This is a genomic window from Pseudotabrizicola sp. L79 (assembly GCF_036553525.1).
Taxonomy (GTDB): Bacteria; Pseudomonadota; Alphaproteobacteria; order Rhodobacterales; family Rhodobacteraceae; genus Pseudotabrizicola.
In genome coordinates this window covers 19,798-45,027 of record NZ_JAZHDA010000036.1, presented here as the reverse complement: position 1 = coordinate 45,027, position 25,230 = coordinate 19,798, and the positions used below count along the sequence as shown (strand labels likewise).

Here is a 25,230-nt window from a genome sequence, read left to right as displayed (position 1 = left end):
GACAGCGTCATCCGTGGCACTGGGGACGTAGGGTCTCAGGTGTCGTTTTGCATTCATTTATGTTGTACCGCTGTCTGGCTTGTGATCTTGTCCGCCCTAATCCCTACGTCAGGCAGAAGAAGGACTTACACCGCATGGCCACGATCGACGAAACACCGAATGTGGTCACAGAAGACGGGCTACGTGGCCTCTTGACCGAGGGCTACCTCATCGAAGTTGTCTGCAAGGAGGGCGCAGAGAAGCGCCACAACAGCTGGTGCGGCGCTTGGGTTATCAGGGCCGTGGCACCCGATGGGCGGCCCGACAAGATGCTTGTCACTAGCCGGAGCCTCCTCAAGCTGCGTGACTTCAAGACCATTGTCGGCCTTGTGAGCTTCCTTGCCGACATGGGCTGCGCGACGGCAAGCATACCGCTCGTCGAAGGCGCGCGAGAACGTCAAGGTTCATAGCGACTCTGACGATCCGTGGTCGTGCGGTTCTCGATGGGAAATATCACATTGACGATGGCCCCAACCGGAAACTGTACCTCAAGCTCGCTTGGCGCCTCCGTTCTGCCCAGACATCCTCAATTTCTTAAGGATGCGGATATGCTGCCCGACAGCGTAAGAACACGCTCGGTCTCTTCGCTTCCTGCCTTCTCCAGCCTGCGTCCGTTGATGAGCGCATAGACCGCGGGGATGACGACCAGCGTCAGGATCGTCGACGACACCATGCCGCCGATCATCGGTACGGCTATGCGGCTCATCACCTCGGATCCGGTGCCATGCGCCCAAAGGATCGGCATCAGGCCCGCCATGATGGCCACCACGGTCATCATCTTGGGCCGCACCCGTTCGACAGCGCCGACCATGATCGCGGCATCCAGATCGGCGCGGGTGAATGGGCGTCCAGCGCGGGCGACCTCGGCCCTGCGTTCCGCCAATGCATGGTCGAGGTAGATCAGCATGATCACCCCGGTTTCTGCGGCGACACCGGCCAACGCGATGAACCCGACCGCGACAGCCACCGACGTGTTAAAGCCCATCCACCACATCAGCCAGACGCCGCCAACCAGCGCGAAGGGCAGCGACAGCATGACGATCAGGGTTTCGGTCAGGCGGCGGAAGTTTAGAAACAGCAACAGGAAGATCACCGCCAGTGTGATCGGCACGACGATGGCAAGACGAGCCTTAGCCCGTTCCAGATATTCGAACTGCCCGCTCCACCCCAGCGAATAGCCGGGCGGCAGGGTCACTTCGCCCGCCACTGCCGCCTGCGCCTCGGCGACATAGCCGCCCAGATCGCGGCCTGCGATATCGACGAAGATGTAGACCGCGAGTTGGCCATTTTCCGTGCGGATGGACGTAGCGCCCCGTGTCCGTTCCACCTTTGCCACCTCGCCGAGGGGCACTGTGCCGCCACCCGGCAGCGCAACCTGCACCTCGCGTGCAATGGCATCGGGGTCTTGGCGCAGGGCAGCCGGATAGCGCAGTGCGACGTTGTAGCGTTCGCGCCCCTCGACGGTCTGGGTAATGGCCTGCGCGCCAAGCGCCATGGCGATCACCTCCTGCACATCCGCGATCGACAGGCCGTAACGCGCCAGCCGTTCGCGGTCAGGCACGATATCGAGGTAATAGCCGCCGATCACCCGTTCGGCATAGGCGCTGGTGGTGCCGGGGACGTTGCGCAAGACTGCTTCGACCTGCCGCGCGACGGCCTCCATTTCTGTCAGGTCGGTGCCGAACACCTTTACCCCCACCGGCGTACGGATGCCGGTCGCCAGCATGTCAATGCGTGCCCGGATCGGCTGGGTCCAGGCGTTCGAGACGCCGGGGAATTGCAATGCGGCGTCCATTTCCAGCCGCAAGCTCTCCATCGTGACGCCCTCGCGCCATTCATCCTTCGGCTTCAGTTGAATGATCGTCTCGAACATTTCGGTAGGGGCCGGGTCGGTTGCCGTCAGGGCCCGGCCCGCCTTGCCGAAGACGGTCTCGACTTCCGGGAAGCTGCGGATGATGCGGTCCTGCATCTGCATCAGTTCCGCCGCCTTGGTGACCGAGAGGCCCGGCAGGGTGGTGGGCATGTACATCATCGTGCCCTCGTCCAGCGCAGGCATGAACTCGGACCCTAACTGCCGCGCGGGCCAGATTGTGGCGACCAGTGCCACCAGCGCGAGCGTGATAGTAAATACCCGCGCCCGCAGCACCCATTGGATGACGGGGCGGTAAAGCGCGATCAGGACCCGGTTCACCGGGTTCTTGTGTTCGGGCACAATCCGCCCGCGCACGAAGATCACCATCAGCGCGGGCACCAGCGTCACCGACAACAGCGCCGCCGCCGCCATGGCGAAGGTCTTGGTTGCAGCCAAGGGACCGAAGAGCCGGCCCTCTTGCCCCTCCAGCGCGAAGATCGGCAGGAAAGACACGGTGATGATGAGGAGGCTGAAGAAGAGTGCCGGGCCGACCTCGGACGCAGCCTCGATCAGCACCTCGACCCGTGGCTTGCCCGGCTCGGCCCGTTCCAGGTGCTTATGGGCGTTTTCGATCATCACAATGGCGGCGTCGATCATCGCGCCAATGGCGATAGCGATACCACCAAGGCTCATGATGTTGGCCCCAATCCCAAGCGCGCGCATCGCGGTGAACGCCATGAGAAGGCCAACGGGCAGCATGATGATGGCCACCAGCGACGAGCGGACATGTAGCAGGAAGACAAATGTGACCAGTGCCACGACGATGCTTTCCTCCAGCAATGTGGTGCGCAGGGTCTCGATGGCCGACAGGATCAGGTCGGACCGGTCATAGACGGTGACAATCTCCACCCCCTCGGGCAGGCTTTGCGCGATGGTCTCGATCTCGGCCTTGGCGTTGTTGATCACGTCGAGAGCATTGGCACCCACGCGCTGAAGCACGATGCCGCTGGCGACCTCACCCTCGCCGTCCAGTTCAGCGATGCCCCTGCGTTCGTCGGGCACGATCTCGACCCGCGCGACGTCGCGCAACAGAACCGGCACGCCCCCCTCGGCACGGATCGGCACCATTTCCAGATCGGCGATGCCGTCCAGATAACCTCGACCGCGCACCATGAACTCGAATTCCGACAGCTCGACCGTGCGGCCGCCGGTATCCATGTTGCTTGCCGCAACCGCGCTGCCGATGTCTGACAGGGTGATGCCGAGCGCCCGCATTCGCACCGGATCGACGGTGATCGAATATTGCTTGACGAAGCCACCGACGCTGGCGACCTCGGAAACCCCATCGGCGCGGCTGATGCCAAAGCGCATCACCCAGTCTTGCAAGGACCGCAGCTCGGCAAGGCTCAGGTTCTCGCCCTTGAGCGCGTATTGATAGACCCAGCCGACGCCCGTGGCATCGGGGCCGAGCGCAGGCGTCACGCCTTCGGGCAGGCGCGCGGCGGCGGCGTTGAGGTATTCCAGAACGCGCGAGCGCGCCCAATAGGGGTCAACGCCGTCCTCGAAGATGATGTAGACAAACGAGATGCCGAAGAACGAAAACCCCCGCACCACGCGTGACTGTGGCACGGTCAGCATGGCCGAGGTCAGGGGATAGGTCACCTGATCCTCGACCACCTGCGGCGCCTGGCCGGGATATTCGGTCAGCACGATAACCTGCACATCCGACAGGTCGGGGATGGCGTCGATCGGCAATGTGCGCAGCGACCACAGGCCCGCCGCCACGGTGAAGACGGTAGCGAAGAGGACCAGAAGCACGTTGCGGGCCGACCATTCGATGATGCGGGTGATCATGGGTTGGCCTCCGGGGTAGCTTCGGGCGCTCCCAGGGCAGCCAAAGCCGCGTTGAGGTTGCTTTCAGCGTCAATCAGGAAGGTGGCAGAGCTGACCACGATGTCACCCGCATCCACGCCGGTGATGATTTCGATCATGCCACCGCCCCGGCGGCCCACGGTCACCGGTTCGGGCCGGAACCGCCCCTCGCCCAGATCAAGGATCACGACCTGCCGGTCGCCAGTGTCGATTACCGCGCCTTCGGGCACCTGCACCACAGGGGCTTGGCCCAGCATGATTTCGACCTCGGCGAACATGTTGGGGCGAAGCAGGCCGTCAGGGTTGGGAAGTTCGATCCGCAGCTTGGCCGTGCGGGTCATCATGTCGAGTTCTGGGTAGATCGTGTCGATCCGCCCTGTCATCGGCTCCCCGGCAAAGCCCTGAAAGCTGACGCGCACTTCCGCACCTGTTGCGATGTCCATCAACGCGGATTCCGGCACCTCGGCGATGACCCAGACGGTGGACATATCAGCGATGCGGAACAGCGTCTCGCCCGCCTCGGACATCATGCCCTCGACCGCCATACGTTCCAGAACCACACCGCTGCGCGGGGCCATGATCGGGATGCTGACAGTTGCCAGACCCTCGGTCGCGATCTTGTCGATCACGCCGCCCGGCACGCCAAGGTTTTCCAGCCTCTGCCGTGCCCCTTCGCGTTGACTCCCCTCCGACCGCACATCGGAAACAAACTGTGCAAGTGCCGCTGCGATTTCCGGCGAATAGAGCGTCACCAGCGGCGCGCCTTCGGCAACAGTGCTGCCGGTGGTTACATCTGACACGGTTTCGATGAAGGCGTCGGCGCGCAGCGAAAGGACGCTGATCTTGCGCTCATCCAGCATCACGATCCCGGGCGCACGCAGGGACGCGGCCAGCGGGGCCAGAACGGCCTCACTGGTCCGAACCCCGGTACGTTGCAGCTTGCCAGGCGAGACGGTAACCGACCCGTCGTCGCTGTCGCCACCCTCATAAACGGCGATGTAGTCCATCCCCATTGAATCCTGCTTCGGCACTGGCGAGGTGTCGGGCAGGCCCATCGGGTTGCGGTAGTAGAGGATGGTCCGCTCACCTGTTTCGGCCATCGCCATCGCCATTTCTGAACTGGGCTCGGGAGCAGGGCCCAGCGAGAGATCCTCGCTGGCGAGGACAGGCAGGAAGGCGCGCCCATCCGCCGTTTGCTGCTCGGATACCGACCATTCGGGCAACCCATCTGGATGCCTCCAGTAGATCACTGGGCCGGTCGGCTCTGCTTCAGGGGCGTCAGCACCCGACATGGCGACTGCATCATTGCCCATCAACACGGCAATCTGCATCTCAGCCATGCCCATCAGGCTGGCCACGGTGATCCCCTTCTCGCCAGCGGTCAGCCCGATCCATCCGGCAGTGCCCGCGACAAGGACTGCGGCAGTCAGCTTGCCAACCGCGCTCATGGCTCGGCTCGCAATTCCAGTTCTGCCTTCACGGTTTCAGGTTCACCCTGCACCTTGGCCGCCACCGAAAACCGCCACCCTCCCGCCATGGTGAGATCCGTGCTGAACAGGTAAGTGCCCGGAGCATCGGCCGGCAATGCGGTGACGGGTGAGGTCATCATCTCCATCCCGTCGGGGGCCATGTCCATGCGAGTGGCATAGATAACCGCGCCCTCGACCGGCTGGCCGGTGCGAAGATCGATCAGACGAAGTTCAATCGTCACCCCAGATCCGACAAGATGGTCGGTCGAGACGATCTCGAAACGGTAGTCGTCGGCACCTGCCCAGAGGGCAGACACGCCAATGAGAAGTACCAGAACGGAGCCGCAAACGCGGCGGAACATGTTTGTCATGAGGAAGACCCTTTGATTGCAGCGATCGCGCACCCGCAAAGCCAATTGGCGCAGGTGCAAACGGCATCATCCGCGCGCTGACGCACGCGGCAGGGTCAAATGCGGGGAGGTCGCCTCAAGCCATCCGGTGGGAGCCCGGAGGGTGGATGCAAGTCAGGGAGCATCAATACTGCAGCAGATACCTCGTCGGAAACAGAAGGCCCGGGGACTTGTACCAGCGCGAGCATTGTCATTCCGCCACGCGCCATCATTTCGCAGGCGACGCCGCATGCCTGATCATCAGAGCAATCGCCTTCGCAGCACGGATCGGCAGCTGCCGCGATCTCTGCCGCAAGTCCGGCCGATACCTCACTGACTGTGGCCCCGAAAAGGGACACAGCCAAAAGCACTGCAAAAAAGGGACGGACTATCCACGACATTCGAGATGCATGACATGAGGAGAAAAAATCGGCAACGCACATCCGGTTGAACGGAGTGCAGTTGAAGCTCATGCCGCCCGGGGCGCAAAGAGGATCACTGCCGCGCCAAGCAGACAAATCGTGGCACCGGTCATGTCCCAGGCATCCGGGCGTTGCTTCTCGACAATCCAGAGCCAGACTAGCGACGCCGCGACATAGACCCCACCGTAGGCCGCATAAGCGCGCCCCGCGAAATCGGATGGCGCAAAGGTAAGGAGCCAAGCGAAGACGGCGAGGCAGAGGAGGCCCGGGACCAACCAAAGCGGGCTCGCCCCTTGCCGCATCCAGGCCCAGACGGCAAAGCAGCCCGCAATCTCGGCCAAAGCGGCACCGATGTAGATGGCGAGTGTGCCCGGCGCTGTCATGACGGCACCTCGCTTTCCGGATGACGGTGATCGGTTGCGCAGAGGGAATGGTCGCTCAGCACTTCGATCACCCGGCAATCGGCAATGCTCCCACCTGCACATTGCACGACCATGCGTTCCAGTTCGGCCTTGAGGGCGGTCAGGCGCGCGAGGCGGCTTTCGACCTCGGCCAGTTGCGCCTTGGCGATGGCATCGGCGGCAGCGCAGGATTGGTCAGGTCTGTCGGACAGGCTGAGCAGGTCGCGGATCGCCTCCAGCGTGAAACCCAGGTCGCGGGCGTGGCGGATGAAAGCCAGCCGTTCCTGCGACTTGCGGCCATAGAGCCGCTGGTTGCCCGCGCTGCGCTCGGCTTCGGGCAAGAGGCCGATCTGCTCGTAGTAGCGGATGGTCGGAACCTTCACCCCCGCGGACTCGCCCAGTTTTCCGATGGTCAGCATCAGATTCCCCTTGAAGCTATAGTTGCTAGAGACATTAGGTTCCTGATTCGATGAAAGCAACTGCCCGCACTGCGGCAGGAGGAATGACGATGTCGGAAGCTGCACGCGAAACGTCCTGCGACTGGACTGTGACGGGCATGGACTGCGGATCCTGCGCGACCAAAATCAAGGATGCGGTGGCTCGCCTGCCGGGGGTGAGCGGCGTCGAGGTCGGGATCATGACGGAACGCCTGCGGGTGACGCTGGATGAGGCGCAGACCGGGCGGGACAAGATCGAAAAGACCGTCCGGGCACTTGGCTACCAGATTGCGCCGCGCGCTGCCGGTGCGAAGAAGGATTTTGTGCTGCCTGATGCCCACGATGGGCATGACGATGACCATGCGACACATGAGGGCCACGATCACGCCGGGCACGACCACGGCCCCAAGGTCACCAGCGCAAATCGCGATGACAGTGGCCACGGCAGCCCCGGCCATGTCCATGATGACCCCGCTGACCGGGGCAAGCGCTGGTATCAGACGGCCAAGGGCAAGCTGGTCATCTTCACCGCGTTGTTGCTCGGTGCCGCCTGGGTTATCGAGTATCTTGCGCCCGAGATCGGCAAATGGGCCTTTGTGGCCGCCTGTCTGGTCGGGGTTGCTCCAGTGGCAAAGCGCGCCTTTGCCGCGCTGCGAATGGGTCAGCCCTTTACCATCGAAAGCCTGATGACCATCGCCGCCATCGGCGCGCTGTTCATCAACGCGGCGGAAGAGGCGGCACTGGTCGTTTTTCTCTTCGCCGTGGGCGAGGTTTTGGAAGGCGTGGCCGCAGGCAAGGCGCGCGACGGCATCAGGGCTTTGGCGAACCTTGTCCCGAAGACCGCGCAACTCGTCACCGGCGACACCACGCGTGAGGTGCCGGCCGCCAGCCTGACCATCGGTCAGACCGTGCTGGTCCGCCCCGGCGACCGGATTCCGGCCGATGGCGAGATCCTGGATGGCACCTCGGGCGTGGACGAAAGCCCGGTCACCGGCGAAAGCGTCCCCAAAACGCGCGGGCCGGGGGATGCGGTCTTTGCAGGCGCAATCAACACTGAGGCCGCGCTGCGGGTGAAGGTCACCAAGGGCGCGGAAGACAACACCATCGCCCGCATCATCCGCTTGGTCGAAGAGGCCGAGGAGGCGCGCGCGCCGACCGAACGCTTCATAGACCGTTTCAGCCGCTGGTATATGCCCGCAATCGTCGCCGTTGCGGCGCTGGTCGTGGTGGTACCGCCGCTGGCATTCGGTCAACCCTGGGACACCTGGGTGTATCGCGGCCTTGCCTTGCTCCTGATCGGCTGCCCTTGCGCGCTGGTCATTTCGGTCCCCGCCTCCATTGCCTCCGCCATGTCCACCGGGGCGCGGCGTGGGCTGTTGATGAAGGGCGGCGCAGTGATCGAGGCGGCGGCGAAGGTGGAGGTCGTGACCTTCGACAAGACCGGAACGCTGACGCATGGCCGCCCGCAGGTGACGGATGTGGTGCCGTTCGGGGCAACGACCGAGGCCGAGCTTCTTGCCGTTGCTGCGGGCGTCGAAACAGGGTCGAGCCACCCGCTGGCGATTGCGATCCTGAACAAGGCCAAGGACGCGGGCGTTTCCGCGCTGCCGTCGCAGGATGCCAAGGCCCTGATGGGCAAAGGCGTTGTTGCAACCGTGGGCGGCGCGGTGGCCTATGTATCCTCGCCCCGTTATGCGATGGAGCATGGCGGGCTCGATGGCATCGGTCTTCGGCAGGCCACGATTTTTGAGGAGGACGGAAAGACCGCCGTCGCCGTGTTCCGCGAAAAGACCCCGCTGGGCCTTATCGCCATGCGAGACGAGCCGCGTGCGGATGCCAAAGACGCGGTGCGCCAGTTGACGGCCATGGGAGTGACATCGGTGATCCTGACCGGGGACAACCCGCGCACGGCCGCCGCGATTGCCGGAAGTCTTGGGCTGAAGTTCGAGGCCGACATGCTGCCCGAGGACAAGCTCGCCTATATCCGCGAGATCGGTACCCAAGGCAGCGTGATGATGATCGGCGACGGCATCAACGACGCCCCCGCGCTCAAACAGGCAAGCGTTGGCGTGGCGATGGGCTCGGGAACTGATGTGGCGCTGGAAACGGCCGATGCGGCCATTCTTCGTGACCGAGTGACCGACATTCCCGCCACGATCCGTCTGTCGCGCGCTGCGATGGCCAACATCCGCCAGAACGTGACCATCGCGCTCGGGCTGAAAGCCGTCTTCCTCGTGACCTCGGTATTCGGTCTGACCGGTCTCTGGATCGCGATCCTGGCTGACACCGGAGCGACTGTGCTGGTGACGCTGAACGCGCTGCGCCTGCTGCGGTTCAATCCGGAACGGGAGGCGTAGGACGATGATCTCCGGTTTCGGCTGGGCCGCACTGGCCCTTCTCTTCGGCTATCTGGCCCTGTTCTTTTGGGGCAGCGCGCTGGCCGCGAAAGCGGCGGGTCGGCCTGTATGGCTGTTCGCCCGCGCCACGGGGCGCGATCGGCTGGCGGCAATCGGGTTTCGCGTGGCCTTTGCCTTGGCGTTCTTCGGGCCGCTCCTCTGGCTCGCCGTGCCTATCCTGCACAAGATCGATCCGCTTTGGACCGAGGGGCGCGGCGTCCTCCTTGGTCTGATCGGGGTCTTTGTCGCGGGGCTTGGCGCGATGGTGGCCTTTGCCGCGCAGATGTCGATGGGATCATCCTGGCGCGTCGGCTTGGTGGGCGGCGAGACGGGCGATCTGGTTTCGGGCGGGCTTTACCGTTTCAGTCGCAACCCAACCTTTGTGGGTCAAGCGGCGCTGCTGGTGGGTGTTGCGATGGCGGTTCCGGCAATCCCTACGGTCCTGGCCCCGCTCCTGTTCCTCTGGTCGGCCAGCACGCAAGTCAGGTCGGAAGAGGCCGCCCTGCGCGCGGCGATCGGGCCGGACTATGATCGTTACGCCGCGTCGGTCCCACGCTGGATCGGCATCAAGAGCAAGGCCGTAGAATGACCAGGGTGATGCTGACTTCGCTGATTGCTGCCGCAGTGGTGGCAGACCAGTTGACCAAGACCGCAGCGCTGTCGCTGCTGTCGCAGGGGACTGCGGTCCCGGTCCTGCCGGGCCTCAATCTTTCCCTCGGGTTCAATACCGGCGCGAGCTTTGGCATGATGGGCGGGTTCATGGCGGGTAAGCCCCTTCTGATGGCTGCGCTGACGGGCGCACTGACCATCGCCTTCGCCGTCATGGCATTCCGGGCGCAACCTGCTTTGGAAAGGGCAGGCTTTGCACTGGTCGTGGGCGGGGCGCTTGGCAACATCATCGACCGGCTTCGGCAGGGTGCCGTGACTGATTTCCTTGATTTCTATTGGCGTGACTGGCACTGGCCCACGTTCAACGTCGCCGATATTGCGATCACTCTCGGCACGGTCCTGATCCTTGCCGCCTCGCTTCCCCTTCGTCGCCGCAAGGAGCCGGTTCTTGACCAAAGCTGACCCGCAGAGCCTGTCGCGTGACGACCTTTCCTTGACCGTCGCTTTCCTGATCGCACTGGCGGCCACGCTTGGTGCGCTCTTCATCGGAGAGGTGCTTGGTCAGATGCCCTGCACGCTCTGCTGGTATCAGCGTATCGCCATGTTCCCCTTGGTGCCGATCCTTGGCCTGTCGCTCTGGCGGGGAGACGGGATGGCGCGCACCTATGGCTTGCCGTTGGCTTTCGCCGGGCTCGCACTTGCGGCATGGCATTCGGGCCTGTACGCAGGGATCCTGCCCGCACCGATCGTGCCATGCACTGAAAATGGCCCCTCCTGCACCGGTGAGGCGCAGATGATCCTTGGCCTGCCGATCCCCTATCTCTCAGCGGTCGCCTTTGCGGCGATCCTTGCCTGTCTCATCCTGCCGAAAGGACACCGCACATGAACCGCCGCACCCTTATCCTTGGAGCCTCCGCACTTGGTGTTGCTGCCTTCGCGGGTGGCGCCTTCGTGCTGAAACAGCGCCGCGACGCCGAGGCAGAAGCGGCGGCCGCCGCCACGCCAACCGAGGATCAGGCCCTCTTGGTCCGTGACTACTCCCCTAGCTTCGGCCCCGCCGATGCCGCCGTCACACTGGTTGAATTCTTCGATCCCTCCTGCGAGGCCTGCCGTGCATACCACCCCGTGGTGCAGGAAATCCGGCGGCAGTTCCCGACGCAGGTCCGGGTGGTGCTGCGCTACACCGTTTTCCATGAAGGCTCGGACGAGGCAGTGCGCATCCTCGAGGCTGCGCGGATGCAAGACAAGTTCGAGCCGGTGCTGGATGCGCTGCTGGAACAGCAACCAGGCTGGGCTGTCCATGGCTCGCCCGAGATGGATGTCGCCTGGGAGATTGCCGGGGCTGCAGGCCTCGATCTTGAAAAGGCCGAGACGGACCAGTTCTTCCCGGGCATCACTGGTATCCTGAATCAGGATGCGGCCGACGTGGAAGCCTTGGCTATCCGCCAAACGCCAACCTTCTTCCTTAATGGCAAACGGCTGGAGAATTTCAGCGCCGACAGCCTCATCGCCGATGTGCGGTTTGCGGTCGAGAATAGCTGAAGGCCTTCAGGACCGGTTGGCGAAGGCTGAAAACAGGGCCAGCGTTCGCTCGCTGACATGGTGCTCGATGCCTTCGGCATCGCGTTCCGCTGTCTCGGGATCAAGGCCCAGACTGATGAGAAAGCGTAGCACGATCTCGTGCCGCCGCCGACATTCCTTCGCGAGCGCACGGCCTGTGTCCGTCAAAAACACCGAGCGATACTTCGCGCGGGTGATCAGTCCCTCCCGCGCCAGACGGTCGAGCGTCTTGCTCACTGTCGGCACCTTCACACCAAGCCGGGCGGCGATGTCTACGGGGCGCGCTTCGCCGTGTTGGTGGATCAGTTCGGCGATCAGTTCGACATAGTCCTCGGCTAGTTCATTGCGCCGGGCTTCGCGAACACCCTGAAACGCCCCGGCGCGCAGGTCCGCGGGCCGGTCATCCGTTGTGGCTTGGGGTGCAGGATCGAACTCTGTCATGTGAATAGTCTCGCACGGGATGGATTGACAAGTAAAGGCGCGGGGCAGAATGTTAGCATTGTCTAACTTTATGCGCCGCGTCTTGTCGGGCGCGATCAAGCCAGGAGTGCCAAGAGCCATGACGACCAATGCCTGGCGGCAGGAAAGCGAGACTCCCTCCCTTTCCGAAGTCTTCCGCACCATCGCGGTCGGGAACGGTGGCACCAGCCGGTTCCGCCGGTTCCTCGCCTTCATCGGTCCCGGTTATCTGGTGGCAGTGGGCTATATGGACCCCGGCAACTGGGCGACCTCGCTCGCCGGTGGCGCGGCGTTCGGTTACACGCTCTTGTTCGTCGCGCTTCTGTCGAACATCATGGCGATCCTCCTGCAGTCTCTCTGCGCGCGGCTGGCTGTCGCCTCGGGCCGCGATCTGGCGCAGGCCTGCCGCGATGCTTTCCCGAAATGGATGTCCGTCCCGCTCTGGATCTTTGCCGAACTGGCCATCATCGCCACAGACCTGGCCGAGGTGATCGGCACGGCCATCGGCCTCAACCTGCTCTTCGGCATCCCGCTCGAGATCGGCATCTTCATCACAGCCGCCGACGTGTTCCTGATCCTGTGGCTGCAGAACAAGGGGTTCCGCTGGATCGAGGCGCTGATCATCTCGCTGATGGCGCTGATCGCGGCCTGTTTTGTCGTGTTGATTGCTCAGGCCGACCCAGTCTGGGGCGAGGTCATCGCAGGCTTTGCCCCAAGCCGCGAGATTTTCAACAACCCGACGATGCTCTACCTCGCTCTTGGCATTATCGGGGCGACGGTAATGCCGCATAACCTATACCTGCATTCGGGGATCGTGCAGACTCGCGCCTTCGGGCTTGATCTGCCCTCGAAGCGCGAGGCGCTGAGGTTGGCGACTTGGGACAGCACCATCGCACTGATGTTCGCGCTGACGATCAATGCATCGATCCTGATCCTGGCCGCTGCTGCTTTCTACACCGTGGGGCAACACGACGTAGCCGAAATTGACAAGGCGCATCTGTTGCTGGAGCCCTTGCTCGGCTCGTCGCTCGCGCCGGTCCTGTTCGGTGTGGCACTCCTCTGCGCGGGGCTGAACTCTACTGTCACCGCCACCATGGCCGGACAGATCGTGATGGAAGGTTTCATCAACCTGCGCATCGCCCCTTGGGCGCGGCGGCTGATTACCCGGGGCCTTGCCATCATCCCAGCGATCTTCGTGATCCTGCTCTACGGCAGCGGTGGTGTGGGTGAGCTTTTGATCCTGAGTCAGGTGGTGCTGTCATTCCAGCTTCCCTTCGCCATAGTGCCCTTGGTGATGTTCACAGCCAGCCGCGCCAAGATGGGCGAACTGGTCGCACCCCGCTGGCTGACCGGCCTCTGTTGGTTGATTGCGGCCGTGATTATCGTGCTGAACGTGAACCTGCTGTCGACCGTGCTTTTGGGCTGACCCTCAGCCGATCGTTCCCAAAACAGGAAATGTCTCTAGCAACCAGAAAGCAATATCCGTGATCTGCCCGGTCATTACAGCGATACCCATAGCGATCATGACAACGCCCGCTACCCGATGAAGCCAGAGGCTTGCACGACCAAGTCGCCTGATGCGTGCGGCCAGTTCATTCGTAAATGCGGCGAGCAACAGGAACGGAACACCAAGGCCGACCGAGTACACTGTCAAAAGGGCCACGCCATCTGCCCCCGAAGCCGCACTCACCGTCAAGATCGACCCTAAAACTGGCCCAATGCAAGGCGTCCAGCCAAAAGCAAACGCGAGCCCAAGCAAATAGGCGCCAAGAGGGTTTCCGCCTTTTGCATCAAATGTGAATCGCGTGTCACGGAGCAGGATGCCCGGCCGTATAAGCCCGGTCATGACCAATCCAAACACGATGATAAGCGCACCGCCGACAATGCCGAGCTCGTATTTCCATTGCAAAAGCAAGCCACCGAGAAGGCTGGCACCAGCGCCCAAGGAAATAAATACTGTCGAGAAACCCATAACGAAATAAAGGCTCAAGAGCAGGCGATTCAGGCGAGTTTTCATCTGCACGACACCGTGCGCACTCTGGCCCGGTTGCCCTGCTATGTAGGACACATAACCGGGCGCCAGCGGCAGCACGCACGGGGACAGGAAAGACAGAGCCCCTCCCAAAAAGGCCGCGAGGACTCCAACGCCAGAAATTTCAAACACGGGTCCTGCTCTCTTTTCGACAAATGAAATTGACACCATCGCCCGACATTCGACGCGATAAGCCTGAGAGTTCGCTAACACCTCAAGCAACCTGAGCAGCAAGCAGGTTCTTGCCTCCCGCTTCCATGCAGGGCAGGAATCAAGACGATCATGGTACACATTTGAGTGAACCGCGCGCGCAGTTCGCCGACAAGACTTGAACCTCGATCCATAAGTGGGTGTATCCGTGCCGTCAGAGATTGTCGTCCGAACTGCTCTCTGGGGCAAGCATGGGACGACTTTAGCGCTCCATCGCTGGCTTGTTTACTTCCGCACGGTCTGAGGTGGCGTTCAGCCCGAGCAAGGGGAATTTTTATGTTAGGCAGATCGACGCTAATTCTTGTGCGACTTGGGTGCTGCTTAATTGTGGGTGCCTGCTCAGTTCCGGCCAGTCAGTCAATCGACAAGGAAACAGGGTTTCTCAAAGAATTGCCGGAAGGGGTTGGGGCGATTGCCGCACCTTACCAGAATCTTCAGGAAGTGCTTTTGAGGCCAGAGGACGGTTGCTACTGGTACCGCTACGTCGGGCCGGTCGAGACGACAATGCTGCCACTGCGAACCGTCGCGGGGCGCCCAATCTGCACACAGGCTGCTGTTCAATCCGAAGTAACGGGCTGAGCCAATAGTCGCGATACGAACAAACGTCCACTTTCGGTCGAGCGTGTCCATGTTGTAGTGTTGACCATGGAACGCGCGGCCAAGCGGAAGGGTCATGCGGTGGTGACCCTATCGCCTTCTTCAGCTGGATAAAGGTGGGCTGTCACACCAGTTTGGACCTGATCGTAAAGATCATTGATGTGTGGCATTACCATGCGGACGCAACCTGAGCTTGCCCGGCTGCCGATAGACCGCGGGAGTGGGGTTCCATGAATGCGCAAATACGTATCCCTTTCGCCCAGGTAGAGATAAAGTGCGCGTGATCCCAAGGCATTGCCTGGACCCGGTGCCATCCCGTCAGCGAACTTGGCGTAGATCTCTGGTTCCCGCGCAATCATCGACGCGGTTGGTGTCCAGTTGGGCCACTTCGCCTTGCGCCTGATCGTGTAGGTTCCAGGTTCGTAAAGTCCGTCGCGGCCGATGGCGACACCGTAGCGCATAGCTGATCCATCTGGTTGAATATGGTATAAGTACCGGGCGATCGCATCAACATGGATGTCACCGGGAACCAGACCAGTGCGCGCTTGGACGCGCGTCGGCAACAGGCGCGGATGAAGTCCCCAAGGGTTCGTTGTGGTAGGTTCATAGCCAAGTGGTGTCACCTCTGCGTCCCACGCGTCCCACTGGTCTTGAAGATGCGAGCCCGCCACCACTGGAGAGGAAACTAGCGCGGCGGCGCCTACCAAAAATCCGCGTCGATCGACCATCCGCTTCGCTTTCACAATATGAGTGCCTCCCGAATACACCAGAAGGGTTAGTCGTTAACGGCACCGCTTTCTGGTCTCAAGTCCAGTCAAGTCACTGTTACCTCCGCAATACAGCAAGACGAAGACTGTCGCGCTTACTGCCGGACACAAATTTTTCCCAGAACAGACCACCAGCTCTAATGCGCCTTTCGATGTAACACCGCCCTGTGCTTTTCTCGATACATTTGCATCTCATGCGGCCGAAACGCTCTCACTTTCTCACGCAGAACGGTGGGCTAAGGCGGTAAGCTCTGAGCCGGATGCAAAAGGTCTTTTGCCAAGCGGTCCGACAGCTTGCCCCTTGATCGTCAGATCAGCAGCACCTGAGTGCCGACTTGTGCAAGCTCGTAAAGTTCAATGACATGCTCGTTGTAGAGGCCGATGCACCCGTTCGATGATCTGCGACCGATCTTCCGGGTATCATGGGTGCCGTGGATCAAATAGGCAGGCCAGGACAGATACAATCCGCGGACACCAAGCGGGTTGTCCTTGGATCCGCCTTCGACCATCTTCGGCCAGTCCGGGTTGCGCTCGAGCATGGATGCCGTCGGACGCCACGGCGGGTTCACAGCCTTGCGGACAATCTCGGTCCGCCCGAGCCGCGTCAGTTCCTCGGACAGGGGGACGGACGAGGGATAGAGCCGGTAGATCGACTGATCCTCTGACCAGTAATGCAGTGCGCGTGATTTTGTGTCCGCCAGAATTGCACCACCCTTAGTATTCTCAAAATAGTCCCGCCACTGAGGCATCCGGAAGCTGGACACGTTGTTCCGTACGCTGCCGGATACAGGAGCCTGAAACTCGGTCGTGCCGTCCTGCGCCAAGGCTGGTAGGGCCGCAAGACCCGCCATCCCGACTGCTCCGCCCATCAAAGCCCGTCGCCCGATCCGTTCCTCGGCCATGGATCACTCCTTCACCTACGTTTCGGAATGGGCAGTATCGTCCTCTTGCCTCCGGGACAAATCAAAGAGCCGTCAACAGAGCACGGTTTGGGCCGAAAGCGCTACAATCACTGCGCCGTTCTTCTTGCGAGGTTTCTGATGGGCCCATGGAAGTCGACCAACAGGTCTCGACACTCTGACATTGCCGTGATCCGGCAACGCATGCCTTGCATCTCAAGTAGCTAGAGCAATTAGCCCTCGCCACTCAAGACGGGGGCTTTCGCAGGATTGATCACTTCAGACGCTCATCCCTTTTCCGGCGGAAAGCTGCTTCAAGGTCTGCCCGGTTTGGGCGTGGCCCTGGCCGCTGGTGCCGCACTTGTCCTCGCCTTGCCGCCATATTCGATCCTGCCCTTTGCGCTGATCGCCTTCGCTGTGCTGGCAATTATGTTGCATGGCACGCCGTGGCCTGTCGCGTTTCGAATCGGATATCTGTTTGGCTTAGGCCAGTTCGTGCCCGGGCTTTTCTGGATCACCGAAAGTTTTCAGGTCGAGGCAGATCGGTTCGGATGGTTGGCTTTGCCAGCCGTGTTCGGCCTTGCAGCTCTGCTGGCAGTGTTTCCGGCTTTTGCCTGTGCCCTTGCCGCCCGCATGGCGCGCGCCGGATTGCCGCTCTCGCTTTCGCTTGCGACAGGCTGGACCGGCCTTGAATGGCTGCGGGGGCATGTTCTGACGGGGTTTCCTTGGAACCTTGCTGCCTACACGCTGGCCGATTGGTTGCCTCTCGCGCAGATGGCCTCCCTGGTCGGCAGCTATGGGCTGGGGTTCCTCTTGGTGCTTTGTACAGCACTGGTCGGGCTGGCTTTCCGCGCGCCCGCTCGCAGGTTGCAAGTCATCCGTTTCGCCAGCGCCACCGCAATTGCGGTCACCGTCGCTGGTTTCGGTTTTGCGCGCCTGACCTTGTCCGATCCCCCGTCGGAGCGCGGCACTCAAATCCGCGTCGTGCAACCGAACATCGCGCAAAGCGCCAAGTGGGATGAAGGATCCCGGAAAGCCAACATCCTTCGGCTTCTGGCTCTTTCTGCGCGCCCGGGCGACTACGATATCCTGCTTTGGCCCGAAACCGCATGGCCGGGGTTTCTCGCCGAAGACACTGGGGCCCGTATCATGCTTGGGTGGCTCTTGCCGAAGACCGCCGTATTGTTGGCGGGCAGTCCTGAGCGGGAGGTTACCTCTAACGAAACAGTGTACCGAAACTCTGTGCTCGCCATCGCGCCGGATGGCTCCGTCCTGACGCGCTACGCCAAGCATCACCTTGTGCCCTTTGGTGAATACGTGCCGTGGCGGAGAGTCCTGCCGTTCCAGCGATTGGTCGAATCTTTAGGTGATTTCCTCCCCGGTCCGGGTCCCCGCACCCTTGCATTCGGCCCACATCCCTATGCGGGCATCGCTATCTGCTACGAGATCATCTTTCCCGGGCATGTGGTCGATGATGCCATCCGACCGGACTGGATATTCAATGCAACCAACGACGCCTGGTTCGGCAGCTCGATTGGTCCAAAGCAACATCTGGCTTCAGCCCGGATGCGGGCCATCGAAGAGGGGCTTCCACTCGTGCGGGCCGCAAATACGGGAATCTCGGCGGTGGTCGATGCCTAAGGCGAGACACTGGCGATGCTGGACATCGAGACTTCTGGCGTAATCGACATGCGCTTACCGAGATCCCTGCCACCGACCCTCTACGCCCGTCTTGGCGACTGGTCCGCGCTTCTCCTTATCCTTGGCTCTTGGGGAGTTTTCGTCTTCTGGGTTTGGCGGGAAAAACGGTCTTGAAAGGAAGCCAGAAATGATCGGACCAGTTTTCAGGATCGTCGGATTCCTGTGGGGCTACTATCTCGCCCGAAAACGCGGCGGCAAGACGCTGGACCGCCTGCAATATGGCGTAGGCTTCGCCATCGCTTTCGGGCTGTTTGACACCCTCCTTGGCATTGCCCTTGCCCGGTTTCTTGGGGCGGCCTGATCGGCGAAACCTCGCCGGTGCTGCACTCCTCACCTTTTTGTCGGTTGAACCTCTAGTTGCTCGAGGTTCTAGACCGCACGCTGTTCTCATCGCCTGGACTGTTCATGCGTCTTCGTTCTCTTCAGATCATCCTTTGGGTCGCCGCGACTGCGGCGGTCGTCGCTTTTGCGGCGGTGCGGTTGTGGCCTGCAACGGAGGACAGCGCAGCTGCAGCATCTGCTTTCACGCCCACCTTCGCACTTGCAGACGGCGAAGGTCGTATACGTACGACGGACGAATTCCGCGGAAAATTCCTGTTGGTGTTCTTCGGCTTCACAAGCTGCCCGGATGTCTGCCCCACAACACTCTCCGAAGTTGCACAGGTCATGGATGACCTCGGATCTGACGCGGGATCGGTGCAGCCGATCTTCATCTCGATCGATCCCGAACGGGATAGACGGCTTGGGCTGTCTGACTACACCAAGGCGTTCCACCCAGCGATCATCGGTCTGGCCGGCAGCGAGGCCGAAACACAAGTTGCGGCCGCAAGCTTCAAGATTTTCTACGAGCGTGAGGACGACACCTCTTCGCCGGACGGCTACACGATGGCGCACAGCCCCGGCCTCTATCTGATCGGCCCGGATGGCGCGTGGCTGCGTCAATTCACCTACGGCACACCTGCGGCCGAAATCCTCTCCGACCTTCAATCGAGACTTTGACCCATGAAACACTTCCTTCTTGCCGCAGCTCTGATCCTCTCTGCACCTGCCGCGATGGCCTGCGAAACCGCAACGATCGGCGATCTGACCGTTGAGCACGCCTGGTCCAAGGCGACCATCGGCGCGGGGCGTCCCGGCGTCTTCTATGTGGAGATCACGAACACCGGATCGACCGACGACGCGCTGGTTGGCATCGCAACGCCTGCAGCTGGTATGCCGATGCTGCACGAGACTGTCGTTCAAGACGGCATCGCATCAATGCCGCATGCGACGTCCATCCCTGTGCCGGCCGGCCAGAGCGTGCAGCTTTCGCCTGGCGGGTATCACGGCATGCTGATGGGGCTGACGACAGCCCTGAAGGAAGGCGACAGCTTTCCGGTCACCCTTACCTTTGAAAAGGCCGGAGAGGTCACGGTGAATGTCGATGTCCTTTCGTTACGCGCGGAGGGCCCGGATTGCGCCGACGCAGGGCAATAATCCTCGGCGCTGGAGGGGCCATCGGAGCCGTCGCCTTCATGCTGGGCGTCGGGGCCTATCGCACGCGCAACGGGCCAGCTCTCAGCGAGGTCCTGCCCTTGCCAATCGGCGAGATGTCCTGGGCATTGACCGACCACCAAGGCCGCTCAGTCCGACCGAAAGACTGGGCCGGTCGCCCGGTCATGGTGTTCTTCGGCTTCACCTGGTGCCCGGACGTCTGCCCGACAACGTTAAGCGCCATATCGCTCTGGCTCGAAGAACTGGGAGCCGACGCGGACCGCTTGATCGTGGCGCTGATTTCCGTCGATCAGAAACGAGACACGCCCGACGTCCTTGCGGATTACGTCAGCAATTTCGATCCGCGCATCATCGGGTTGACGGGTCCGGCCGACGAGGTCGCGCAGGCCGCCGCAGATTTCCGGGTAACCTATCGCCGTGTCGACAAGGATGGCGGCGACTATACGATGGACCACACCGCCGGTGTGTTCCTGTTCCACCCCGATGGGCGCTTTGCCAGCATCATCGACTTCCATGAAGACCGGCGCTTCGCCGTTCCCAAAATCCGCCGAACCCTCAGTTGAAAGGTCATTCTGCCAGATGATCCGCGCCGCGTTTTTGATCCTTGCTGTCGCATCTCTCGCTCCGCTCCAGGCAGTGGCAGATCCTCCGACGGCGCATTTGCCGATGGCATTCGAAGCCACAATCGAACCCGGTGACACATTGGACAGCGTCCTTGGTCACGCAGGAATCCCCGCGACGATCCGGGCAGAAGCTGCCCTCGCGCTGTCAGGTGTTTACGACTTGACCGATCTGCGACCCGGTCACCGGATCGAATGGACGGCAGCGTCCAGGGATTCAGCATCGCTGACACGCCTGTCACTCTTCGTGGAAGATGGTGTGGAGATTGCTCTTCGCTTCGATGGGCCAGTAGCCGCACAGCGCATCGACCCACCGGTTCGTGAGACGGACCGGCGGGAGACCTTGACCCTCGACGGAACCCTTTACGACGCCTTGACGGCCCGAAATGCGCCAGAACGCTTTGCGGTTGACCTAACCGCACTTCTTGCGGGCCAGGTCGATTTCAGGCGCGACCTGAAGGGCGGAGAGACCTTCGCGCTGGTCTGGCAGGAAGACCAGCTTCCCGATGGCAGCATCGCGGGCGAGCCGCGCCTGAGGTACGCGCGGCTGGAGCTTAAAGATCGCGTCCTCGAACTCGTTGCGACCGAAGCCGCCGGCCCGGTCATCGTCTTTGAAGATGGCGAAGCCGTTCAACGTTCCGCGGCACCCATCCTCGGTGCACGCTTATCGTCTGTCTTCGGCCGCCGGAACCATCCCGTGTTGGGTGGGGTGCGCATGCATACCGGAATTGATTACGCGGCACCCGTGGGCACCGAAGTCTCGGCGACCGGCGCCGGTAGGGTGATCTTTACGGGCTCGATCCGCGGCTATGGCACCACGATCGACATCGATCACGGCGGTGGGGTCGTGACGCGATATGCGCATCTTTCAGAGATCGCCGAAGACGTTCGCGTGGGGTCACGGGTCAAGGCGGGAGACGAGATTGGCGCGGTCGGCGCGACAGGACTCGTGAGCGGCCCGAACCTCCACTACGAAGTTCGTGTCGATGGCCGACCGGTCGACCCGAAAGACCAGGACGCCCTGCCGGAGCAAGAGATTGCTACCGCTGCTGACCTTGATGCACTCGCCACCTGGCGCAGCGAAACCGGCTTCATGCCAACCACTGACGGGGAACGTGGATGAAAAGGTATTCTATCGGTCGCCGTGAACTCATGCTTGCATCGGCAGCCTTCGCCCTAGCCCCTGCCGCCAAGGCAGAGGAAGAACCACCGATCCATGTCGTCAAAGGGCGCGGTTGCGAGTGCTGCGAGGCATGGGTGGATTACTTGCGCGAACAGGGGTTTACAGTAACGGATGAGGTGTCGATGGGAACGTTGCTGATCCGCTTCAAGATGGATCAGGGCATTCCGGCAAAGGCGTTTTCCTGCCACACGGGCACCGTTGACGGCTATGCGCTCGAAGGCCATGTCCCGGCTGCAGATATCCGCAGGCTGCTCGACGAGCGTCCCGACGCAGTCGGCCTCGCAGTACCCGGCATGCCCTACGGCTCTCCCGGCATGGGATCAGAGGACAGTCGAGACGCCTATGACGTCCTGCTGGTTCGCCGCGATGGAAGTCTCGAGATCTTCACCAGCTATCAGGCCGCCTGATCTGTCCATTTCCGAACCCAACGGGCTAGGCAGGGATTTAACCAAGGGAATGGCGACCGATCAAAGCAGACCCGATATCTGACGGACAGCCTCGGCGCTTCCCCAGTCGAAAGGGCCCTGAAGCCGCCCGATTTCACGCGTCTCGCGGTCGATCAGAAGCGTCGTCGGCAGTCCGATAAAGGCGAGTGCCAGTTGAACCCGCAGCGGTTCCGCCCAGTAAAGCGGCAGGTTTACAAGTCCAATCTCGTCATAGAAACGTCGGCCCCTTTCGATCCCCCCGTCGTCGATGCAAAGGGGTAGCACGACAAAATCCGGGCCTCCCAGCAGCCCTTCCAAACGGTCGAGTGCTGGCATCTCTTCCCGGCAGGGCGGGCACCAGGTCGCCCAGATGTTCAGAAGGATCACACGCCCGGCAAAGTCCCCTAGAACCCTGGTGGTTCCTTCTTCATCCAGGATAGGCGGGGAAAGCAGAGGCTGCGGGTCCTTACGCAGCCGGAAAGGCGGTCGCGCCTCGGCGGGCCCAGCAATGAAGCTCGCTGCAAGACCGGCAAGGAGAGGTCGACGACCCATCTGAACAGACATTGGCTTCTCCCTTCGCGGAAGCCCGGACCCGCAGGCAATCTGCGGGTCCGGATCGTCGTCAGACCGAAACCGCGAACTCGGTCATCATGCCTGTCGAGAGATGCGGCATGTGGTGGCAATGCAGCATCCAGCGCGCCGCTTCGCCCGCATCCACCGCGATCGTCACCATGCCCATCGGCGGCACATGCACGGTATCGCGCACCGCGCCCGCGATCCGGTTCTGGCCCACGCCGACCACCTGGAACGCGTGGCCATGCAAATGCATGGGATGGCCCATCATCGACATGTTGTGGAACATGATCTCGACACGCTCGCCGGATTTCGCGGTAACAGGCGAATGTCTGCCCCAGGTCTGCCCGTTGATGGTCCAGACATAGGGCATCATGGAACCGCCCAGCATCAGCATTGTCTGCGACGATGCCGCGCGTTCCGGCAGCGGGGTGACGGCGCGAAGCGCCGCTTCCTGCGTCAGATCAGCGCTGAAGGCAGGATGATCGGCGTCGGACATGTCGGCGACCTTCGTCACCGTGGCCCCCGGCGTGGCGAGAATCAGGCCCGTCCGCTCTTTCGCACCCTCGCGCAGGGCGAGGACCGGGAAGGCCCCGCCCTCGGCCGGCACATCCAGCTCGATGTCCAGCCGCTGGCCCATCGCCAGACCGAAGCGGCTGCCGGGCAGGGGCTGCACCAGCTCGCCGTCCACGGCGACCAGCCGCCCGGGTAGCGCGCCGGTGTCGATCCAGAACACCGTCGCGGCGGCCGCGTTGATCACCCGAACAAGGACCGTGCCACCCTTGTCCACCTGCACGACTTCGGGGTCGTCCAGCGTCCGGTCATTGGCAAGGTAGGCGTCAAAGTTGTAGTCGTTCAGGTCCATCTCCATGCCGTCCATGCCCGGCATCGCCATCATGTCCCCTTGGTTCGTTGCACCCATGTCCATCCCGGAATGGTCCATGCCGCCCATACCTGTGCTGCCCTGCTCCATCTGGCTGTGATCCATTCCGGCCATTGACGCGCCGCCGGTGATCTCGGCCAGAACCTCGGCAGGTGGCCTGAACGAAAAGTCATGCAGGAACAGCGTCACGTCCTGCCGATCAGCCGCTACGTCCTCAGGTCTCCGCACGACCAGAGGGGCTGCCAGCAGCAGCATCTCGTGCTCAGGGACATGGGCATGCATCCAATGGGTGCCCGCGCGGGCTGCAAAGTCATAGGCGCGTCTTTCGCCGGGTTGCAGCTTAAGCATAGGCAGGTCCGGGACGCCATCTTGCACGTTCGGCGGGATCTGGCCGTGCCAGTGAATTATGGTCGGCTCGGCCAGCGTGTTGGTCAGGTCAACCGCGAAAGCCTGACCAGGGTCGAGCACTAGGCCGGACCGGCCATTGCCGTCCATTAACCCCCAGACGGTTGCCGCCTTGCCCCGGACGTCGATCGTCCGGGTCGTCGCCGTCAGCGACATCCGGGCGGACTGGGCGCGGACGCGGGCGGGCAGGATCAGGGATGCGGTCGTGGCCGCAGTAGCGGCCAGAAAGCCGCGGCGGGAAAGCGAAGTCATGCGAATTCTCCTGTATCGCAACGTGAAAAGACTGAAGGCCCCGGCAAAGCGGAACCATGGGGTCAGATCAGCATGCGTTTCGGAGGTCGGCCGGGCGGCGGGAACGCCAGCGATGCGGCAACTAGGTCATTGTTCAGCTTGATTTCAACCGAACGCGCGATGGCGACGACGCCCGGGCTTAGTGCGGGAAGAGCCGCGGATGCAAAAAGACAATGTTGCTGGCAAAGCAGACGTTGTGCATCGTCAATCGGGCTGCCTGCGGATGACATATGCGCGACATGGCCAGCCATCGCCATCATTTGCTCATGGTCGGCCTGAGACTGTTGCCGGCCATCGGCGAAGGCAAGCATCGGCAGGATCGCAGCCAGAAGATAGGCGGCGAGGATCAATGCGCGCATAGGAAACGACGAACGGGTCATGCTCTCGCTTGTATCAGCGTGGTCTGGTCCCGTCATCTGACAGTTTGGTGTCTGGACCACATGGCCATAGCGTCGACTGCAGCAGAATTGCCGCGTTTTCCCTGGTCTTGACTTGATAGCGCAGAGTTTACTGGCAGCCGAACGAAGGTCGCGAAAACTTTAATGACCTGACGGGACACGCCATGAAACGATTGTTCTTCGCCCTTTTCGCAACCCTGTTGCTGTCCGCTTGCGGTGCCGAACCGATCTGGGCGCCAGATGAAGCCGTGGCTAAAGCGCGCTATGAGCATGTCGGCCCGACCTCGGTCACGCTCTATACTGTCCTTTCGACCCGCAGCGGTGCCGGTGCGCATGCCGGGCTCTTGATCAATGGCTCAGAGCGTGTTCTCTTTGACCCGGCGGGAACGTGGCGACATCCGAAGCTTCCAGAGCGCAACGACGTCCATTTCGGGATCTCGCCGAAGATGGTCGACTTCTACATCGACTACCATGCCCGCGAAACTTATGACGTTGTCGAGCAGACCATCATGGTTTCGCCAGAAGTTGCGGACCTGATCATGGCGCGTGCCAAAGCATACGGCGCGGTGCCCAAGGCTAACTGCACGATTGCAATATCGCGCGTATTGGACGGCGTTCCCGGCTTCGAAATCCTGCCAATGACCTGGTTTCCGAAACGGATGATGGAAGGTTTCGCCGATCTGCCGGGCGTTCAGACCCGTCGGGTTACGGACGATGACGCAGATGAGAATCACGGCGTCCTTCTGGTGCAGGCCGGGGACGCGCGTCTTCAGTAGTTTCTTGGTGATCAGGCCTATTGGGAGCCATACTGTGCTCGCCATGCCGGGCCTTTGGCAGTAGTTAGAAC

Annotated in this window: 28 protein-coding genes; 15 read left to right on the top strand and 13 right to left on the bottom strand. The window is 61.9% G+C overall.

Features of this window, described 5'->3' with window-relative positions:
- The first annotated feature begins 134 nt into the window (after positions 1-134).
- Positions 135-449: a hypothetical protein gene (locus V3C85_RS00720; RefSeq protein WP_331793114.1), complete on the top strand. Its 315-nt coding sequence runs from the start codon at positions 135-137 to the stop codon at positions 447-449.
- Between the two features lie 116 nt (positions 450-565).
- On the opposite strand, the gene V3C85_RS00715 is transcribed toward V3C85_RS00720, so the two are convergent.
- The 5 genes from V3C85_RS00715 to V3C85_RS00695 all read right to left on the bottom strand — a co-directional run bounded on the left by V3C85_RS00715 (position 566) and on the right by V3C85_RS00695 (position 6,863).
- On the bottom strand, positions 566-3,745 hold the full coding sequence (locus V3C85_RS00715) for an efflux RND transporter permease subunit (RefSeq protein ID WP_331793113.1): 3,180 nt from the start codon (positions 3,743-3,745) through the stop codon (positions 566-568).
- The gene (locus tag V3C85_RS00710) at positions 3,742-5,211 is read right to left on the bottom strand and encodes an efflux RND transporter periplasmic adaptor subunit (RefSeq protein WP_331793112.1); all 1,470 of its coding nucleotides are present in this window, start codon (positions 5,209-5,211) and stop codon (positions 3,742-3,744) included. The genes V3C85_RS00715 and V3C85_RS00710 overlap by 4 nt, the downstream gene beginning before the upstream one ends.
- Positions 5,208-5,603 carry a FixH family protein gene (locus V3C85_RS00705; RefSeq protein WP_331793110.1) on the bottom strand — a complete coding sequence of 132 codons (396 nt, stop codon included), beginning with the start codon at positions 5,601-5,603 and terminating at the stop codon, positions 5,208-5,210. The genes V3C85_RS00710 and V3C85_RS00705 overlap by 4 nt, the downstream gene beginning before the upstream one ends.
- 487 nt (positions 5,604-6,090) lie before the next feature.
- Positions 6,091-6,426: a YnfA family protein gene (locus V3C85_RS00700; RefSeq protein ID WP_331793108.1), complete on the bottom strand. Its 336-nt coding sequence runs from the start codon at positions 6,424-6,426 to the stop codon at positions 6,091-6,093.
- On the bottom strand, positions 6,423-6,863 hold the full coding sequence (locus tag V3C85_RS00695; RefSeq protein ID WP_331793106.1) for a MerR family transcriptional regulator: 441 nt from the start codon (positions 6,861-6,863) through the stop codon (positions 6,423-6,425). The genes V3C85_RS00700 and V3C85_RS00695 overlap by 4 nt, the downstream gene beginning before the upstream one ends.
- Positions 6,864-6,946: 83 nt before the next feature.
- Between V3C85_RS00695 and V3C85_RS00690 the strand changes: the two genes are divergently transcribed.
- Genes V3C85_RS00690 through V3C85_RS00670 form a run of 5 tightly spaced genes read left to right on the top strand, consistent with a single transcriptional unit; the run spans position 6,947 to position 11,428 of the window.
- A complete protein-coding gene (locus V3C85_RS00690; protein WP_331793105.1) occupies positions 6,947-9,238 on the top strand; it encodes a heavy metal translocating P-type ATPase in 2,292 nt (763 codons plus the stop codon).
- A gap of 4 nt (positions 9,239-9,242) precedes the next feature.
- Positions 9,243-9,866, top strand: coding sequence for a methyltransferase family protein (locus tag V3C85_RS00685; protein ID WP_108437563.1), 624 nt, complete (start codon positions 9,243-9,245; stop codon positions 9,864-9,866).
- Complete coding sequence (gene lspA / locus V3C85_RS00680) at positions 9,863-10,348, top strand: signal peptidase II (protein WP_108437562.1); 486 nt, start codon at positions 9,863-9,865, stop codon at positions 10,346-10,348. Before V3C85_RS00685 ends, lspA begins: the two co-directional genes overlap by 4 nt.
- On the top strand, positions 10,335-10,772 hold the full coding sequence (locus V3C85_RS00675; RefSeq protein ID WP_108437561.1) for a disulfide bond formation protein B: 438 nt from the start codon (positions 10,335-10,337) through the stop codon (positions 10,770-10,772). The genes lspA and V3C85_RS00675 overlap by 14 nt, the downstream gene beginning before the upstream one ends.
- The gene (locus V3C85_RS00670) at positions 10,769-11,428 is read left to right on the top strand and encodes a DsbA family protein (RefSeq protein ID WP_108437560.1); all 660 of its coding nucleotides are present in this window, start codon (positions 10,769-10,771) and stop codon (positions 11,426-11,428) included. The genes V3C85_RS00675 and V3C85_RS00670 overlap by 4 nt, the downstream gene beginning before the upstream one ends.
- A 6-nt stretch (positions 11,429-11,434) precedes the next feature.
- On the opposite strand, the gene mntR is transcribed toward V3C85_RS00670, so the two are convergent.
- The gene (gene mntR, locus V3C85_RS00665; RefSeq protein WP_108437559.1) at positions 11,435-11,887 is read right to left on the bottom strand and encodes a manganese-binding transcriptional regulator MntR; all 453 of its coding nucleotides are present in this window, start codon (positions 11,885-11,887) and stop codon (positions 11,435-11,437) included.
- A gap of 118 nt (positions 11,888-12,005) precedes the next feature.
- Between mntR and V3C85_RS00660 the strand changes: the two genes are divergently transcribed.
- Complete coding sequence (locus V3C85_RS00660) at positions 12,006-13,331, top strand: Nramp family divalent metal transporter (protein WP_331793102.1); 1,326 nt, start codon at positions 12,006-12,008, stop codon at positions 13,329-13,331.
- 3 nt (positions 13,332-13,334) lie between these two features.
- Here V3C85_RS00660 and V3C85_RS00655 read toward each other — a convergent pair whose 3' ends face one another.
- The 4 genes from V3C85_RS00655 to V3C85_RS00640 form a co-directional block, all read right to left on the bottom strand.
- Positions 13,335-14,108 (bottom strand): cytochrome c biogenesis CcdA family protein, encoded by a 774-nt coding sequence (locus V3C85_RS00655; RefSeq protein WP_108437668.1) that lies wholly within the window; start codon positions 14,106-14,108, stop codon positions 13,335-13,337.
- A 396-nt stretch (positions 14,109-14,504) separates the two neighbouring features.
- A complete protein-coding gene (locus V3C85_RS00650; protein WP_216824710.1) occupies positions 14,505-14,822 on the bottom strand; it encodes a hypothetical protein in 318 nt (105 codons plus the stop codon).
- Positions 14,819-15,472: a L,D-transpeptidase gene (locus tag V3C85_RS00645; protein ID WP_108437556.1), complete on the bottom strand. Its 654-nt coding sequence runs from the start codon at positions 15,470-15,472 to the stop codon at positions 14,819-14,821. Before V3C85_RS00645 ends, V3C85_RS00650 begins: the two co-directional genes overlap by 4 nt.
- A 347-nt stretch (positions 15,473-15,819) precedes the next feature.
- On the bottom strand, positions 15,820-16,413 hold the full coding sequence (locus V3C85_RS00640) for a L,D-transpeptidase (protein ID WP_108437555.1): 594 nt from the start codon (positions 16,411-16,413) through the stop codon (positions 15,820-15,822).
- A gap of 267 nt (positions 16,414-16,680) precedes the next feature.
- Here V3C85_RS00640 and lnt point away from each other — a divergent pair, with 267 nt between their 5' ends.
- From lnt to V3C85_RS00605, 7 genes are all read left to right on the top strand, one after another.
- Positions 16,681-18,051, top strand: a complete 1,371-nt coding sequence (gene lnt, locus V3C85_RS00635; protein WP_331793100.1) for an apolipoprotein N-acyltransferase — start codon at positions 16,681-16,683, stop codon at positions 18,049-18,051.
- A 187-nt stretch (positions 18,052-18,238) separates the two neighbouring features.
- Positions 18,239-18,412, top strand: a complete 174-nt coding sequence (locus V3C85_RS00630) for a hypothetical protein (RefSeq protein ID WP_331793099.1) — start codon at positions 18,239-18,241, stop codon at positions 18,410-18,412.
- Positions 18,413-18,516: 104 nt separating this feature from the next.
- Positions 18,517-19,110, top strand: a complete 594-nt coding sequence (locus tag V3C85_RS00625; protein ID WP_331793098.1) for an SCO family protein — start codon at positions 18,517-18,519, stop codon at positions 19,108-19,110.
- A gap of 3 nt (positions 19,111-19,113) precedes the next feature.
- Entirely contained in the window at positions 19,114-19,587 is a 474-nt protein-coding gene (locus V3C85_RS00620) for a copper chaperone PCu(A)C (protein ID WP_331793097.1), read from the top strand.
- A complete protein-coding gene (locus V3C85_RS00615) occupies positions 19,566-20,168 on the top strand; it encodes an SCO family protein (protein ID WP_331793096.1) in 603 nt (200 codons plus the stop codon). Before V3C85_RS00620 ends, V3C85_RS00615 begins: the two co-directional genes overlap by 22 nt.
- 16 nt (positions 20,169-20,184) lie before the next feature.
- Positions 20,185-21,348, top strand: coding sequence for a M23 family metallopeptidase (locus tag V3C85_RS00610; protein ID WP_331793095.1), 1,164 nt, complete (start codon positions 20,185-20,187; stop codon positions 21,346-21,348).
- Complete coding sequence (locus tag V3C85_RS00605) at positions 21,345-21,815, top strand: DUF411 domain-containing protein (protein WP_331793094.1); 471 nt, start codon at positions 21,345-21,347, stop codon at positions 21,813-21,815. Before V3C85_RS00610 ends, V3C85_RS00605 begins: the two co-directional genes overlap by 4 nt.
- 60 nt (positions 21,816-21,875) lie before the next feature.
- Here the strand turns inward: V3C85_RS00605 and V3C85_RS00600 are convergent, their stop codons facing one another.
- From V3C85_RS00600 to V3C85_RS00590, 3 genes are all read right to left on the bottom strand, one after another.
- Positions 21,876-22,397: a TlpA family protein disulfide reductase gene (locus V3C85_RS00600; protein WP_331793093.1), complete on the bottom strand. Its 522-nt coding sequence runs from the start codon at positions 22,395-22,397 to the stop codon at positions 21,876-21,878.
- Positions 22,398-22,455: 58 nt separating this feature from the next.
- Positions 22,456-23,946 (bottom strand): multicopper oxidase family protein, encoded by a 1,491-nt coding sequence (locus V3C85_RS00595; protein WP_331793092.1) that lies wholly within the window; start codon positions 23,944-23,946, stop codon positions 22,456-22,458.
- A 62-nt stretch (positions 23,947-24,008) separates the two neighbouring features.
- Entirely contained in the window at positions 24,009-24,365 is a 357-nt protein-coding gene (locus V3C85_RS00590) for a hypothetical protein (protein ID WP_331793091.1), read from the bottom strand.
- 182 nt (positions 24,366-24,547) lie between these two features.
- On the opposite strand from V3C85_RS00590, the gene V3C85_RS00585 reads away from it, so the two are divergent.
- Positions 24,548-25,159: a hypothetical protein gene (locus V3C85_RS00585; RefSeq protein WP_331793090.1), complete on the top strand. Its 612-nt coding sequence runs from the start codon at positions 24,548-24,550 to the stop codon at positions 25,157-25,159.
- Positions 25,160-25,230: the final 71 nt, after the last annotated feature.

Excerpts from the sequence above, each read along its gene's own strand:
- V3C85_RS00720 (WP_331793114.1), top strand. The coding sequence starts at position 135 with ATGGCCACGATCGACGAAACACCGAATGTGGTCACAGAAGACGGGCTA.
- V3C85_RS00715 (WP_331793113.1), bottom strand. The coding sequence starts at position 3,745 with ATGATCACCCGCATCATCGAATGGTCGGCCCGCAACGTGCTTCTGGTC.
- V3C85_RS00710 (WP_331793112.1), bottom strand. The coding sequence starts at position 5,211 with ATGAGCGCGGTTGGCAAGCTGACTGCCGCAGTCCTTGTCGCGGGCACT.
- V3C85_RS00705 (WP_331793110.1), bottom strand. The coding sequence starts at position 5,603 with ATGACAAACATGTTCCGCCGCGTTTGCGGCTCCGTTCTGGTACTTCTC.
- V3C85_RS00700 (WP_331793108.1), bottom strand. The coding sequence starts at position 6,426 with ATGACAGCGCCGGGCACACTCGCCATCTACATCGGTGCCGCTTTGGCC.
- V3C85_RS00695 (WP_331793106.1), bottom strand. The coding sequence starts at position 6,863 with ATGCTGACCATCGGAAAACTGGGCGAGTCCGCGGGGGTGAAGGTTCCG.
- V3C85_RS00690 (WP_331793105.1), top strand. The coding sequence starts at position 6,947 with ATGACGATGTCGGAAGCTGCACGCGAAACGTCCTGCGACTGGACTGTG.
- V3C85_RS00685 (WP_108437563.1), top strand. The coding sequence starts at position 9,243 with ATGATCTCCGGTTTCGGCTGGGCCGCACTGGCCCTTCTCTTCGGCTAT.
- lspA (WP_108437562.1), top strand. The coding sequence starts at position 9,863 with ATGACCAGGGTGATGCTGACTTCGCTGATTGCTGCCGCAGTGGTGGCA.
- V3C85_RS00670 (WP_108437560.1), top strand. The coding sequence starts at position 10,769 with ATGAACCGCCGCACCCTTATCCTTGGAGCCTCCGCACTTGGTGTTGCT.
- mntR (WP_108437559.1), bottom strand. The coding sequence starts at position 11,887 with ATGACAGAGTTCGATCCTGCACCCCAAGCCACAACGGATGACCGGCCC.
- V3C85_RS00660 (WP_331793102.1), top strand. The coding sequence starts at position 12,006 with ATGACGACCAATGCCTGGCGGCAGGAAAGCGAGACTCCCTCCCTTTCC.
- V3C85_RS00655 (WP_108437668.1), bottom strand. The coding sequence starts at position 14,108 with ATGGTGTCAATTTCATTTGTCGAAAAGAGAGCAGGACCCGTGTTTGAA.
- V3C85_RS00650 (WP_216824710.1), bottom strand. The coding sequence starts at position 14,822 with ATGACCCTTCCGCTTGGCCGCGCGTTCCATGGTCAACACTACAACATG.
- V3C85_RS00645 (WP_108437556.1), bottom strand. The coding sequence starts at position 15,472 with ATGGTCGATCGACGCGGATTTTTGGTAGGCGCCGCCGCGCTAGTTTCC.
- V3C85_RS00640 (WP_108437555.1), bottom strand. The coding sequence starts at position 16,413 with ATGGCCGAGGAACGGATCGGGCGACGGGCTTTGATGGGCGGAGCAGTC.
- V3C85_RS00630 (WP_331793099.1), top strand. The coding sequence starts at position 18,239 with ATGATCGGACCAGTTTTCAGGATCGTCGGATTCCTGTGGGGCTACTAT.
- V3C85_RS00625 (WP_331793098.1), top strand. The coding sequence starts at position 18,517 with ATGCGTCTTCGTTCTCTTCAGATCATCCTTTGGGTCGCCGCGACTGCG.
- V3C85_RS00620 (WP_331793097.1), top strand. The coding sequence starts at position 19,114 with ATGAAACACTTCCTTCTTGCCGCAGCTCTGATCCTCTCTGCACCTGCC.
- V3C85_RS00610 (WP_331793095.1), top strand. The coding sequence starts at position 20,185 with ATGATCCGCGCCGCGTTTTTGATCCTTGCTGTCGCATCTCTCGCTCCG.
- V3C85_RS00605 (WP_331793094.1), top strand. The coding sequence starts at position 21,345 with ATGAAAAGGTATTCTATCGGTCGCCGTGAACTCATGCTTGCATCGGCA.
- V3C85_RS00600 (WP_331793093.1), bottom strand. The coding sequence starts at position 22,397 with ATGTCTGTTCAGATGGGTCGTCGACCTCTCCTTGCCGGTCTTGCAGCG.
- V3C85_RS00595 (WP_331793092.1), bottom strand. The coding sequence starts at position 23,946 with ATGACTTCGCTTTCCCGCCGCGGCTTTCTGGCCGCTACTGCGGCCACG.
- V3C85_RS00590 (WP_331793091.1), bottom strand. The coding sequence starts at position 24,365 with ATGACCCGTTCGTCGTTTCCTATGCGCGCATTGATCCTCGCCGCCTAT.
- V3C85_RS00585 (WP_331793090.1), top strand. The coding sequence starts at position 24,548 with ATGAAACGATTGTTCTTCGCCCTTTTCGCAACCCTGTTGCTGTCCGCT.